Raw genomic sequence first — 12,268 nt, forward strand, 5'->3', positions numbered from 1 at the left:
CACTCTCCGATCCGGCACGCGATCATGACATCCCTCTCGTGCCGGCTTTCTTCTCAGACCTCATCCACATCCGCCCATGGCTTCCAATAAAAAACGCCTCATGCCCAGCTCCAGCGACAGCAATAGCCTGCTGCCATGGCTGGGCATTTCCCTGATCGTGCTGCTGCTGGACCAGTTGTCAAAAATTACGATCATCAAGCTGTTCCACTACGGCGAGTCGCGCCCGGTTACCGGCTTCTTCAACCTGGTGCTGGTCTACAACAAGGGCGCGGCATTCAGTTTCCTGGCGACTGAATCAGGCTGGCAGCGCCACCTGTTCACCGCGATCGGCATCGCGGCGGCAATCTACATCATTTACCTGCTGCGCAAGCATGCCGGCCAGCGCATGTTCTGCTGGGCGCTGGCGCTGATCCTGGGCGGCGCGATCGGCAACGTGATCGACCGTATCGTGTACGGTCATGTGATCGACTTCCTCGACGTCTTTGTCGGGAACTGGCATTGGCCTGCATTCAACATTGCCGATAGTGCGATCTGCCTGGGTGCGGTATTGTTCGTGCTGGACGAGTTGCGTCGCGTCGGCAAATAGCGCCGGTAACCGATAAGGGCGGCAAGGCTGCGGTTGATTGCTACGGCCGTCATGAATGAGTTCTATAAGGAGTAAGACAATGGATCTCGCTGGCAAAAAAATCCTCCTCGGCCTGACCGGCGGCGTGGCCTGCTATAAGGCCGCCGAACTGGCGCGCGGCCTCGGCAAGGCGGGCGCTTCGGTGCAGGTCGTCATGACCCAGGCGGCGACGCAATTCATCACCACCGTCACGATGCAGGCGCTGACCGGCAACACGGTCTATACCGACCAGTGGGATGCGCGCATCGACAACAACATGCCTCACATCGACCTGACGCGCGGCATCGACGCCATCGTTATCGCCCCCTGCTCCACCGATTTTATTTTCAAGCTGGCCCACGGCGCTTGCGACGACTTGCTGTCGACGCTATGCGTAGCGCGCCCGCGTGACATGCCATTGATGATCGCGCCGGCGATGAACGTCGAGATGTGGCAAAACCCGGCGACGCAACGCAATATTGCGCAAGTGAAGCAGGACGGCATCGTGCTGCTCGGCCCCGATTCCGGCGATCAGGCCTGCGGCGAAGTCGGTCTTGGCCGCATGCTTGAACCGGCGCAACTGCTCGAAGAAATCATCGCGTCATTTCAGCCGAAGCTGCTAGCAGGCCGCCGCGTATTGCTCACTGCCGGCCCGACCTTCGAGCCGATCGATCCGGTGCGCGGCATCACCAATCTGTCGTCTGGGAAAATGGGCTACGCCGTCGCCCGTGCCGCGCGTGAAGCCGGCGCCGAAGTCGTTTTGGTGTCGGGACCGACGGCTCTGGAGGCACCTTATGGCGTGCGACGCGTCGATGTACAGACGGCGCAGCAAATGCACGATGCCGTGTTCGCCAATCTGACCGGCCTGGATATCTTCGTCGCCGTCGCGGCGGTGGCCGACTGGCGCGTGGCCAAGGTCAGCGATCAGAAGCTGAAGAAAGATGCCGCCGACGACGGCCTGCAACTGGCGTTCGAACAAAATCCGGATATCCTCGCAGAGGTCGCCGCCTTGCCGAAGCGACCGTATTGCGTCGGTTTCGCCGCCGAATCCGAGAATCTTGCACAATACGGCGCGGCCAAGCGTATCAAAAAGAACATTCCGTTATTGGTCGGCAATATCGGCCAACAGACCTTCGGCAAGGATGAAAACACCTTGACGCTGTTCGACGATAAAGGCCACACCGACCTGCCGCGTGCGAACAAACTGACGCTGGCGCGCCAACTGGTGCGTGAAATCGCACATCGCCTTGCGCAAGCCTGACACTTTTTCCATTACCCCACTCTCTCGCCGATGAAAACCATAGACGTCAAAATCCTCGATCCGCGCATGAAAGACCAGTTGCCGGCCTACGCCACCAGCGGCAGTGCCGGCCTCGACCTGCGCGCCTGCCTGGACGCGCCGCTGACGATCGCGCCGGGCACCACGCACCTGATCCCGACCGGCCTGGCGATCCATGTCGCCGATCCCGGATACGCCGCCCTCATCTTGCCGCGCAGCGGCCTCGGCCATAAGCACGGCATCGTGCTCGGCAACCTGGTCGGCCTGATCGACTCCGACTATCAGGGCCAACTGATGGTCTCGACGTGGAACCGCGGCCAGACAGAATTTGTCCTAAATCCCATGGAGCGCCTGGCGCAACTGGTCATCGTGCCGGTCATGCAGGTCGGCTTCAATGTGGTCGAGGAATTCGACAGTAGCGAACGCGGCGCAGGCGGCTTCGGCAGTACCGGCAAACACTAAGGAGACCATTGGATGTGCGCAAGACAGCTGGGATATTGGGGGAAAATAAGAATAGCGCTGGCCGTCGTTCCGGCGGCATTGTTGGCGGCATGTGTGACGCCGCAGGACAGCACCCTCAATCAGCCCGCGCAGACGGCGCCGGCTCCCGTCGCCAAAGCGGCACCTGCGCCGACGCCCGACCAGGTTGCGCTGCGCGCGCTGACGGCGCAACAGGATCGCCTGTATAAAATCGCGGCGCCGCTGCTGACCAGCAATGCGCCATTGTGCCGCGGCAATGCACGCAACCTGCTCGGCTTCACCGCCAAGAACAAGTATTCCTATCCGACCGAGTTCGCCAATGCAGCGCAATCGCTGGGCTTCGGTGAGCGTTTGCAGGTGACGGGGGTCTTGCCGGGCAGCGGTGCCGCCAAAAGCGGCGTGCAGCGCGGCGACATCCTGCTGGCGATAGCCGACAAGCCACTGCAGCAAGGCCCCGACGCCGAACGCCAGGCCGCCAATCTACTGGGACCATTGATGACCGGTCGTGCACCGATCAAGCTCACGATTTTGCGCAACAAGTCGTCGCAAAACGCGCAGCAGAATGTCGTTGTGCCGCTAACGCTGGCTTGCGCGTTCAGCATCGAACTGGGCAACGCCGACAACGTCAACACCTACGCCGATGGCCGCCGCGTGCTGATCACGCGCGGCATGATGAATTTTGCCAAGACCGATGAAGAACTGGCCTACCTGATCGCCAAGGACATGGCGCACAATTCGCTGGGCCACGCCATCCGCCAGCGCATGGTCGCCACCACGGGCAGCGTCATCGACAATCTGATGCGCGCCCAGCCGGACCCGACCGCGACCGCAGGCACCGGCGGCATTCGGCCGTATCCGCAAGACCTGGATGCCGCGGCCGACAACCTGGCCCTGTACATGCTGGTGCGCGCCGGCTACGGCATCGACGACTATCCGGCCTTCTGGCAGCGTCTGGCGACGCAATATCCGGCCAGTGTGCCAAACGGCTATACCGCCTTGCATCCAGCCACTGCCTATCGCATGACCATGATCGACAAGTCGACCCAGACGCTCAAGGCCAAGCAGGCTGCGGGCAAGCCTTTAATGCCGTGATGAGGCTCTGAGCGACTGATGCGTCGGGGCAATACTACCGGCGCAAAAGCAAAAAGGCCGGAACGTGTGATCGTTCCGGCCTTTTCACTTCTGCCTTGCGAACCGGCGCATGTCGCCATGCGCCGGGAAAGCCGATACCGCTTACTCGACTTCCAGCTTCTCTTGCGGCTCTTCCGGCGGAGGCGTCGAATCGTCGCCCTCGGGGAATTCCAGCTTGACCTGATCCTTGTCGTCCAGCTCGACGGTGACGCGGCCGCCGTTGACCAGGCGGCCAAACAGCAGTTCGTCGGCCAGCGCCTTGCGGATCATGTCCTGGATCAGGCGCGACATCGGACGCGCGCCCATCAGCGGATCAAAGCCCTTCTTCGCGAGGAACTTGCGCAAGCTGTCTGAGAAGACGGCTTCCACCTTCTTCTCATGCAATTGCTCTTCCAGTTGCATCAGGAACTTGTCGACCACGCGCATGATGACCTCTTCATCCAGTGCCCCGAAGCTGATGATCGCATCCAGACGGTTGCGGAATTCCGGCGTAAACATACGCTTGATATCCGCCATCTCGTCGCCGGCTTCCTTCTTGTCGGTGAAACCGATCGAACGCTTCTGCAGGCTTTCCGCACCGGCATTCGTGGTCATCACGATGATGACGTTGCGGAAGTCGGTCTTGCGACCGTTATTATCGGTCAGCGTACCGTGGTCCATCACCTGCAACAGGATGTTGAAGATATCCGGATGCGCCTTTTCGATTTCATCGAGCAGCAGCACCGCATGCGGCTTCTTGGTGATCGCTTCGGTCAGCAAACCGCCCTGATCAAAACCGACGTAGCCTGGAGGCGCTCCGATCAGACGGCTCACCGCATGGCGTTCCATGTATTCGGACATGTCGAAACGGATCAACTCGATGCCGAGGATGAAGGCCAGTTGCTTCGCCACTTCAGTCTTGCCCACGCCGGTCGGACCGGAGAACAGGAAGGAGCCGATCGGCTTGTCGGTCTTGCCCAGGCCGGCACGCGCCATCTTGATGGCCGACGCCAGCGCTTCGATCGCAGGATCCTGGCCGAACACGACGTTCTTGAGGTCGCGATCGATCGTTTGCAGCTTGGTGCGGTCGTCCTGATTCACCGATTGCGGCGGAATACGCGCGATCTTGGAAATGATTTCCTCGATCTCGGACTTGCCGATGGTCTTCTTCTGCTTCGACTTCGGCAGGATGCGCTGCGCTGCGCCTGCTTCATCGATCACGTCGATCGCCTTGTCGGGCAAATGACGATCGTTGATGAAGCGAGCGGCCAACTCGGCTGCGGAAGTCAATGCGGAAGCGGAATACTTGACGCCATGGTGCTCTTCGAACTTGGACTTGAGGCCACGCAGGATCTGCACGGTTTGCTCAACGGTCGGCTCGTTGACGTCGATCTTCTGGAAGCGACGCGACAAGGCGTGGTCTTTTTCGAAGACGCCGCGGAACTCGGTATAAGTGGTCGCGCCGATGCACTTCAACTGGCCGCTCGACAACGCCGGCTTGAGCAGGTTGGATGCATCCAGCGTGCCGCCCGACGCCGAACCGGCACCGATGATCGTATGGATCTCGTCGATGAACAGAATGCCGTGCGGGCTGTCCTTGAGCTGCTTGAGCACCGCCTTCAGGCGTTGCTCGAAATCGCCGCGGTACTTGGTGCCGGCCAGCAGCGCGCCCATGTCGAGCGAATACACGACGGCGTTCCTGAGGATTTCCGGCACGTCGTTCTGCGTGATGCGCCATGCCAAGCCTTCGGCGATGGCAGTCTTGCCGACGCCGGCTTCGCCGACCAGCAGCGGATTGTTCTTGCGACGGCGGCACAGAGTCTGGATCACGCGTTCGACTTCGGCGTCGCGTCCGATCAGCGGATCGATCTTGCCCTCGGCCGCGGCCTTGTTCAGATTCTGCGTGAACTGATCGAGAGGACTTTCCTTTTGCTGGCCTTCGGTCTGCACGTCTTCCGCTCCTTCAGGCGCTTTTTGCGAATCGACCTGCTGATCCTTGCGCACACCGTGAGAAATGAAATTGACCACGTCCAGGCGCGTGACGCCTTGTTGGTGCAGGTAATAGACAGCGTGCGAATCCTTCTCGCCGAAGATCGCCACCAGCACGTTGGCGCCGGTAACCTCCTTCTTGCCGTTGGAAGCCGACTGCACGTGCATGATCGCACGCTGAATCACGCGCTGGAAACCCAGCGTCGGTTGCGTGTCGACCTCGTTCGTGCCGGGAACTGTGGGCGTATTGTCGGTAATGAAATTCGTCAGCGTCTTGCGCAGATCGTCAATATTGACCGAGCAGGCGCGCAACACTTCCGCCGCTGAAGGATTGTCCAACAGCGCAAGGAGGAGATGTTCCACCGTGATAAATTCATGACGGGATTGCCGGGCTTCGACAAAGGCCATGTGCAAACTGACTTCCAATTCCTGCGCAATCATGCTTCCTCCATCACGCATTGCAGGGGATGCCCTGCTTTTCGAGCGTGGGTTAAAACGAGTTCAACTTTTGTGGATGCGATATCTTTAGGATACACACCACACATACCTTTCCCATCGCGGTGAACTTTGAGCATAATCTGCGTCGCTGTTTCACGGTCTTTGTTGAAGTACTCCTGAATGACTGCGACGACGAATTCCATCGGCGTATAGTCATCGTTCAACAACAATACTTGGTACATAGGGGGCGGCTTGAGCTTTTGCTCCTTCCGCGCCAGGACTGTACCGTTATCATTATCGTGCTTGGTTGCCATGCATCTATTCTAAAACCATCAATCAACTGTGCAACGCACAACGATGAAGAAAATACCTAATTAATTTAGATATTACGCGTTTTCCTGATAGTCCGCAGATAACACTCGTTTATCCTAAATCAAGACCTTTCGTTTTGATTCGCTGAACAAAAGCTTAATAATTCCATTGAAAACAACTTGACTTTTATATTTTTAACGAGAACAATGGAATTCATTGATAAGTGGTTACTGCTTGTTAATACGAAGGGGGCAGGTTTAAGGGGGGCTGCGGACGTTTCAATCTCGCGAGGCTTCTTGCTTTTACGGCTCGTGTGATTTTTTTTCATTGAAAGATGCTTTTATGGCAACAGGTACAGTCAAGTGGTTCAACGATTCCAAGGGCTTTGGCTTTATCACTCCGGACGACGGTGGTGAAGATTTGTTCGCACACTTCTCGGCAATTCAGATGAACGGCTTCAAGACCCTGAAAGAAGGTCAAAAAGTTCAGTTCGAAGTCACGCAAGGCCCCAAAGGCAAGCAAGCTTCCAACATCCAAGCTCCTGCGGCTTAAGTCCAAGCCGCTTTGCTGAAAAGCTCCTGCTCTGCAGGAGCTTTTTTTATGTCCCAACCCCAACCAACCAGCCCGCCCCTTGGAACAATCCGCGCACGCAATAAAAAAGGCCGGTTGCCCGACCTTTTCCGATACCTCACAACGAAGAACGATGCATCACATATTTTCGATCATGACATCACCGAAGCCCGAGCACGACACCTGGGTCGCGCTTTCCATGAGACGCGCAAAATCGTAAGTGACCCGTTTCGACGAAATCGATTTCTGCATCGAATCGATAATCAGATCGGCCGCCTCGATCCAGCCCATGTGGCGCAACATCATTTCAGCGGACAGGATAAGCGACCCCGGATTGACGTAATCCTTGCCGGCATACTTCGGCGCGGTGCCATGAGTAGCTTCGAACATTGCAACGGAATCCGACATGTTGGCGCCCGGCGCGATGCCGATGCCGCCGACCTGCGCCGCCAGCGCGTCGGAGATATAGTCGCCGTTCAGATTCAGCGTCGCGATGACGCTGTATTCATTCGGACGCAACAGGATTTGCTGCAGGAAAGCATCGGCGATCGAATCCTTGATGACGATGTCGCGGCCGGTTTTCGGATTCTTGAATTTCACCCAAGGGCCGCCGTCGATCAGTTGCGCGCCGAATTCCTTCTGCGCCAGGGCATAGCCCCAGTCGCGGAAGCCGCCTTCGGTGAACTTCATGATGTTGCCCTTGTGGACCAGCGTGACCGACGGCTTGTCATTGTCGATCGCATACTGGATGGCCTTGCGCACCAGGCGCTCGGTGCCTTCGCGCGAGACCGGCTTGATGCCGATCCCCGAACTGTCGGGAAAACGGATTTTCTTGACGCCCATCTCATTGATCAGGAAATCGATCAGCTTCCTGGCGCCTTCCGAACCTTCCTCCCATTCGATCCCGGCGTAGATGTCTTCGGAGTTTTCGCGAAAGATCACCATGCTGGTCTTTTCCGGCGCGCGCAACGGCGACGGCACACCCTTGAAGTACCGCACCGGACGCAGGCAGACGTACAAGTCCAGTTGCTGACGCAACGCCACGTTGAGCGAACGGATGCCGCCGCCGACCGGCGTGGTTAATGGCCCCTTGATGGAAATTACGTATTGCTTGACTGCATCCAGCGTTTCGTCCGGCAGCCAGACGTCGGGGCCGTACAATCGGGTCGACTTCTCGCCGGCATAGATTTCCATCCAGTGGATCTTGCGCTTGCCGCCGTAGGCTTTGGCGACGGCGGCATCGACTACCTTGATCATGACCGGGCTGACATCAATGCCGGTGCCGTCGCCTTCGATGAAAGGAATAATCGGCTGATCCGGAACATTGATGGAAAAGTCTGCGTTGACGGTGATTTTCTGGCCTTCAGCCGGCACCTTGATATGTTGATACATTACTGTCTCCGAATGTTGAACGGAAAAAAGAGAAATCTGGCGTTTTGCCCTGGCCGGACTCACAAGCTGCAGCGCACCTTGCATCTATTCTTGAATTGCGTCTTCGGCGAAGGAAAAGTCTTATATAAGACATAAGACACGTTTTCGCATTATGCACCAGTATTTTACGAGGCGCCATGTTTTTGCGACACTAGCGCATGCCTCTCATTCTATTCAACAAACCCTATCAGGTTATGTGCCAGTTTTCGGCGCACCCCGACCGCGAAACGCTCGCCGATTATCTCAACATTCCCGGCGTCTATCCTGCCGGCCGCCTCGACGCCGACAGCGAGGGATTGATGCTGCTGACCGAAGACGGCGAACTCCAGCATGAAATCAGTCACCCCAAGCGCAAGCAACCCAAGATCTATCTCGTTCAGGTGGAAGGCACACCCGACGCCGCCAGCCTAGAACGCCTGCGCAATCCGCTCGATCTGGGCGACTTCGTCACACAGAAAAGCGAAGTGAAACATGTGCAGGAACCGGCCTGGTTATGGCCGCGCAATCCGCCGATACGCGAGCGCAAAAACCAGGCGACAAGCTGGCTCACCATCAAGATCGCAGAGGGAAAGAATCGCCAGGTACGCCGAATGACGGCTGCGGTCGGCCTGCCTACCTTGCGACTGGTACGTATCGCAATCGGACCATTTGCCCTAGATACCTATCCATTGCTGCCGGGGGAGTGGAAAATAGTTGGCCCAGAGGAACTTCAGCGCAAAAAACTGACAAAAAACTGACAAAATATTTCATTTCTGTGCAGCCCAGAAAGAAATCCTCTTTTTTGAAGTTTTCTGTCAACCAAGCTATCGGCACGTCGTTATTGGCAATGATTCACGAGAATCGCCGTTTTCTTAACATGTTAATTTGAAGGACTGCAAAATGAAAAAATTGATCGCCGCTCTGATCGCTGGTCTGTTCGCTACTTCCGTTTTCGCACAAGCTGCAGCTCCTGCTGCTGCACCTGCTGATGCTCCTAAGGCTGAAGCTGCTGCACCGAAGGCTAAGAAAGCGAAAAAAGGCCACAAGGCAAAGAAGGCAAAGAAGGCTCCTGCTGCTGACGCTACTGCTAAGTAATCTTGCTTTCGCGATACTAAAAGGCAGGCTCGTCCTGCCTTTTTTCATTTCCGCTCCGTTTTCCCACTTCCTCTATAATCGTCCGAATCCGAATCAGCCCTTCAGCTTCACTCATTCAGCCTCTTCCTATCATGCGTCGATTCCTTGTCCTGCTCAGCACCTTTGCAGCCGCCACGACCGCCCTGCCCGGCCAGGCCCAGCAACTCCAGCAATTCCCGACCATCACGCTTAATGCCGGCCTGTACCTGATCAAAGCCGAGGTCGCTTCCACGGAAGCTCAGCGCGAGCAAGGCCTGATGTTCCGCAACAGGATGGGGGCCAACGAAGGCATGGTGTTCGCCTTTGGTGCACCAGCAGGTGTGTGCATGTGGATGAAAAATACACTGATCCCCCTTTCCGTCGCCTTCATGGACGAAACCGGCAAGATCATCAATATCGAGGAAATGAAGGAACAGACCCTTGATTCGCATTGCGCGATCAAACCTGCCGCCTACGCTCTGGAAATGAACAAGGGCTGGTTCAAACAGAAAAATGTCAAACCCGGCATGACCATCGAAGGCTTGCCGCGCTGATCTGCGCTGTGACGCAACAGGGATGTCTTGGATGCCATCCCGCTCATTCTGAAGCGCCCGACGGCAAAGCAGCAGAAATACCTCTGAAATGCAAAAAACCCGCCAAATCACTTGGGCGGGTTCATGTTTTCAAATCGACAATCCTGAGATCGTCGATCCAGTATGCTCAGAAAACATGCCATGCATGCTTCCCGGACAGATCAACTATTAAGCAGCCAGTGCCTTCAGGGCAGCAGCCAGACGGCTCTTATGGCGAGCTGCCTTGTTCTTGTGAATGATCTTCTTGTCGGCAATGCTGTCGATAGTCGACACAGAAGCTTGGAACACGGAAGTCGCAGCAGCCTTGTCGCCTGCTTCGATCGCCTTGCGGACAGCCTTGATTGCTGTACGCAGCGTCGAACGCTGGCTGGAATTGTGCGCGTTTTGCTTAACAGCTTGACGAGCACGCTTGCGTGCTTGTGCGGTATTTGCCATGAATAATTATCCTAAATCGAGATCAAGTGCATCGCAATCTTGATAACTTGCGAGGCGGAATTCTGTAAAGCCACGGATTATAACCATTTTTCCTGAAACTGGCAAATACGGACTGACTAGCGCCCGATCCTGTTGCAAAGCATCCAAATTGCCTTCAGTCAACATCGCTTTTCCATCCATTGCCGTTTCCGCAATTTTTCCCGAACGTTCCTCCCGCCAGCCCGTCGAACGCCGTCAAGCTCCTTTGCAAAACTGCCGGCCGTGCCAAAAACGAAAGCTATAATGCCGTCCCATGAACTTGCATAAAACGCTTGCCACCGTCTCTGGCATGACGATGCTCTCCCGCATTACCGGCCTCGCAAGAGAAATCCTGTTCGCGCGCGCATTTGGCGCTTCGGCCTATACCGATGCATTCAATGTCGCGTTCCGCATTCCCAACCTGTTGCGCCGCCTGTTCGCCGAAGGCGCATTTTCGCAAGCTTTCGTCCCCATCCTGGCCGAATACAAGAACCAGAAAGGCGACGCCGCCACCAAAAACCTGGTGGATCACGTGGCAACGGTGCTGATCTGGGTCATGGTGGCCACCAGCCTCGCCGGCATCCTCGCCACGCCGGTGATCGTATATTTCATCGCGACCGGGCTGAAGTATAACCAGGGCGCTTTCGACGCCTCGGTCATGATGACCCGGATCATGTTCCCCTACATCGGCTTCATGGCCTTTGTGGCGCTGGCCGGCGGCATCCTCAACACTTGGCGTGAGTTCAGGATCCCGGCGTTCACCTCGGTGCTGCTGAACGTGTCCTTCATTGTTGCGTCGCTATTTGTCGCTCCCTACATGGACCAGCCGATATACGCCATGGCATTTGCCGTTTTTGTCGGCGGCGTGTTGCAAGTCGCCATCCAGATTCCCGCGTTGATCAAGATCGGCATGCTGCCGCGGCTGTACCTGAATCCCATGATTGGCCTGAGCGATGAAGGCGTCAAACGCGTGCTCAAGAAAATGGGCCCTGCCGTGTTCGCCGTTTCGGCCGCGCAGATCAGCCTGATGATCAATACCAACATCGCCTCGCGCCTGGCCCACGGCAGCGTGTCCTGGCTGTCTTATGCCGACCGGCTGATGGAATTTCCGACCGCTTTGCTCGGTGTGGCGCTCGGCACGATCCTGCTGCCCAGCCTGTCGAATGCGCATGCCGAAAACGATATGGTGGAATATTCCTCGTTGCTCGACTGGGGCTTGCGCCTGACTTTCCTGCTGGCGATGCCTTGCGCGGTCGGCCTGGCGACGCTGTCCGAACCGCTGACGGCGACGCTATTTCATTACGGCAAATTCGACACGGTGTCGGTGGCGATGACCGGCCATGCGCTGATCGCCTACGGCGTCGGCCTGATCGGCCTGATCCTGGTGAAAATTCTCGCGCCTGGCTTTTACGCCAAACAGGATATCCGCACGCCGGTCAAGATCGCTATCGGCGTACTGATCGCAACTCAGTTGATGAATTACATTTTCGTGCCGTGGATCGCGCATGCCGGTCTGGCGCTGTCGATCGGACTGGGCGCCTGCCTGAACGCAGTGTTCCTGTTCTGGGGACTGCGCCGCCGTAATATCTATACACCGCAGCCGGGCTGGCGCATGTTCCTGATCAAGCTGACCGGTGCGCTGTTCCTGTTGGCCGGCGTGGCGCTGGCAGTGGCGCGCCATTTCGACTGGATCGCCATGCGCGCGCATCCGGTCGAACGTGTCGGCGCTTTGCTGCTGGTGCTCGCGGCGTGCGGGTTGGCCTATTTCGGCGCCTTGATGGCAATGGGTTTTCGCTTCCGCGATTTCAAACGCATCAGCCGTTGACGGGTCGCATTTACCTGCTGCAATGTTGCATTGGCACGCCATTGCGAGGCAAACATTTCACAAGCGCGTATATTTTGATAGCATGATCAACA

The 12,268-nt window shown here is 57.1% G+C and carries 14 protein-coding genes; 9 read left to right on the top strand and 5 right to left on the bottom strand.

Annotated elements, in window-relative coordinates; genetic code table 11:
• Positions 1–76: 76 nt before the first annotated feature.
• From lspA to RV1423_RS05735, 4 genes are all read left to right on the top strand, one after another.
• The gene (lspA, locus tag RV1423_RS05720; RefSeq protein ID WP_034294166.1) at positions 77–586 is read left to right on the top strand and encodes a signal peptidase II; all 510 of its coding nucleotides are present in this window, start codon (positions 77–79) and stop codon (positions 584–586) included.
• Positions 587–665: 79 nt separating this feature from the next.
• Complete coding sequence (gene coaBC, locus RV1423_RS05725; protein WP_034294169.1) at positions 666–1,865, top strand: bifunctional phosphopantothenoylcysteine decarboxylase/phosphopantothenate--cysteine ligase CoaBC; 1,200 nt, start codon at positions 666–668, stop codon at positions 1,863–1,865.
• A 30-nt stretch (positions 1,866–1,895) separates the two neighbouring features.
• On the top strand, positions 1,896–2,345 hold the full coding sequence (gene dut / locus RV1423_RS05730) for a dUTP diphosphatase (RefSeq protein WP_034294171.1): 450 nt from the start codon (positions 1,896–1,898) through the stop codon (positions 2,343–2,345).
• 12 nt (positions 2,346–2,357) lie between these two features.
• Complete coding sequence (locus tag RV1423_RS05735) at positions 2,358–3,455, top strand: M48 family metallopeptidase (RefSeq protein ID WP_034294172.1); 1,098 nt, start codon at positions 2,358–2,360, stop codon at positions 3,453–3,455.
• A 141-nt stretch (positions 3,456–3,596) separates the two neighbouring features.
• Here the strand turns inward: RV1423_RS05735 and clpA are convergent, their stop codons facing one another.
• Both clpA and clpS read right to left on the bottom strand, forming a co-directional pair.
• The gene (gene clpA / locus RV1423_RS05740; protein WP_034294174.1) at positions 3,597–5,903 is read right to left on the bottom strand and encodes an ATP-dependent Clp protease ATP-binding subunit ClpA; all 2,307 of its coding nucleotides are present in this window, start codon (positions 5,901–5,903) and stop codon (positions 3,597–3,599) included.
• Positions 5,900–6,214 (bottom strand): ATP-dependent Clp protease adapter ClpS, encoded by a 315-nt coding sequence (gene clpS / locus RV1423_RS05745; RefSeq protein WP_034294176.1) that lies wholly within the window; start codon positions 6,212–6,214, stop codon positions 5,900–5,902. The genes clpA and clpS overlap by 4 nt, the downstream gene beginning before the upstream one ends.
• Before the next feature lie 340 nt (positions 6,215–6,554).
• Here clpS and RV1423_RS05750 point away from each other — a divergent pair, with 340 nt between their 5' ends.
• Complete coding sequence (locus tag RV1423_RS05750) at positions 6,555–6,764, top strand: cold-shock protein (protein WP_007880225.1); 210 nt, start codon at positions 6,555–6,557, stop codon at positions 6,762–6,764.
• A gap of 156 nt (positions 6,765–6,920) precedes the next feature.
• On the opposite strand, the gene icd is transcribed toward RV1423_RS05750, so the two are convergent.
• Positions 6,921–8,174, bottom strand: coding sequence for an NADP-dependent isocitrate dehydrogenase (gene icd, locus RV1423_RS05755; RefSeq protein ID WP_034294179.1), 1,254 nt, complete (start codon positions 8,172–8,174; stop codon positions 6,921–6,923).
• A 197-nt stretch (positions 8,175–8,371) separates the two neighbouring features.
• Between icd and RV1423_RS05760 the strand changes: the two genes are divergently transcribed.
• The 3 genes from RV1423_RS05760 to RV1423_RS05770 all read left to right on the top strand — a co-directional run bounded on the left by RV1423_RS05760 (position 8,372) and on the right by RV1423_RS05770 (position 9,859).
• Positions 8,372–8,950, top strand: a complete 579-nt coding sequence (locus tag RV1423_RS05760) for a pseudouridine synthase (RefSeq protein WP_034294181.1) — start codon at positions 8,372–8,374, stop codon at positions 8,948–8,950.
• A gap of 142 nt (positions 8,951–9,092) precedes the next feature.
• Positions 9,093–9,287, top strand: a complete 195-nt coding sequence (locus RV1423_RS05765) for a hypothetical protein (protein WP_034294183.1) — start codon at positions 9,093–9,095, stop codon at positions 9,285–9,287.
• Positions 9,288–9,418: 131 nt separating this feature from the next.
• Positions 9,419–9,859, top strand: coding sequence for a DUF192 domain-containing protein (locus tag RV1423_RS05770; protein WP_034294185.1), 441 nt, complete (start codon positions 9,419–9,421; stop codon positions 9,857–9,859).
• Positions 9,860–10,066: 207 nt separating this feature from the next.
• Here RV1423_RS05770 and rpsT read toward each other — a convergent pair whose 3' ends face one another.
• Entirely contained in the window at positions 10,067–10,333 is a 267-nt protein-coding gene (gene rpsT / locus RV1423_RS05775) for a 30S ribosomal protein S20 (RefSeq protein WP_034294187.1), read from the bottom strand.
• A 6-nt stretch (positions 10,334–10,339) separates the two neighbouring features.
• Positions 10,340–10,513 (bottom strand): hypothetical protein, encoded by a 174-nt coding sequence (locus RV1423_RS29700; RefSeq protein ID WP_155835032.1) that lies wholly within the window; start codon positions 10,511–10,513, stop codon positions 10,340–10,342.
• Between the two features lie 112 nt (positions 10,514–10,625).
• Between RV1423_RS29700 and murJ the strand changes: the two genes are divergently transcribed.
• Entirely contained in the window at positions 10,626–12,176 is a 1,551-nt protein-coding gene (gene murJ, locus RV1423_RS05780) for a murein biosynthesis integral membrane protein MurJ (protein ID WP_034294189.1), read from the top strand.
• Positions 12,177–12,268: the final 92 nt, after the last annotated feature.

Source organism: Herbaspirillum sp. RV1423, from assembly GCF_000577615.1.
Taxonomy (GTDB): Bacteria; Pseudomonadota; Gammaproteobacteria; order Burkholderiales; family Burkholderiaceae_D; genus Herbaspirillum.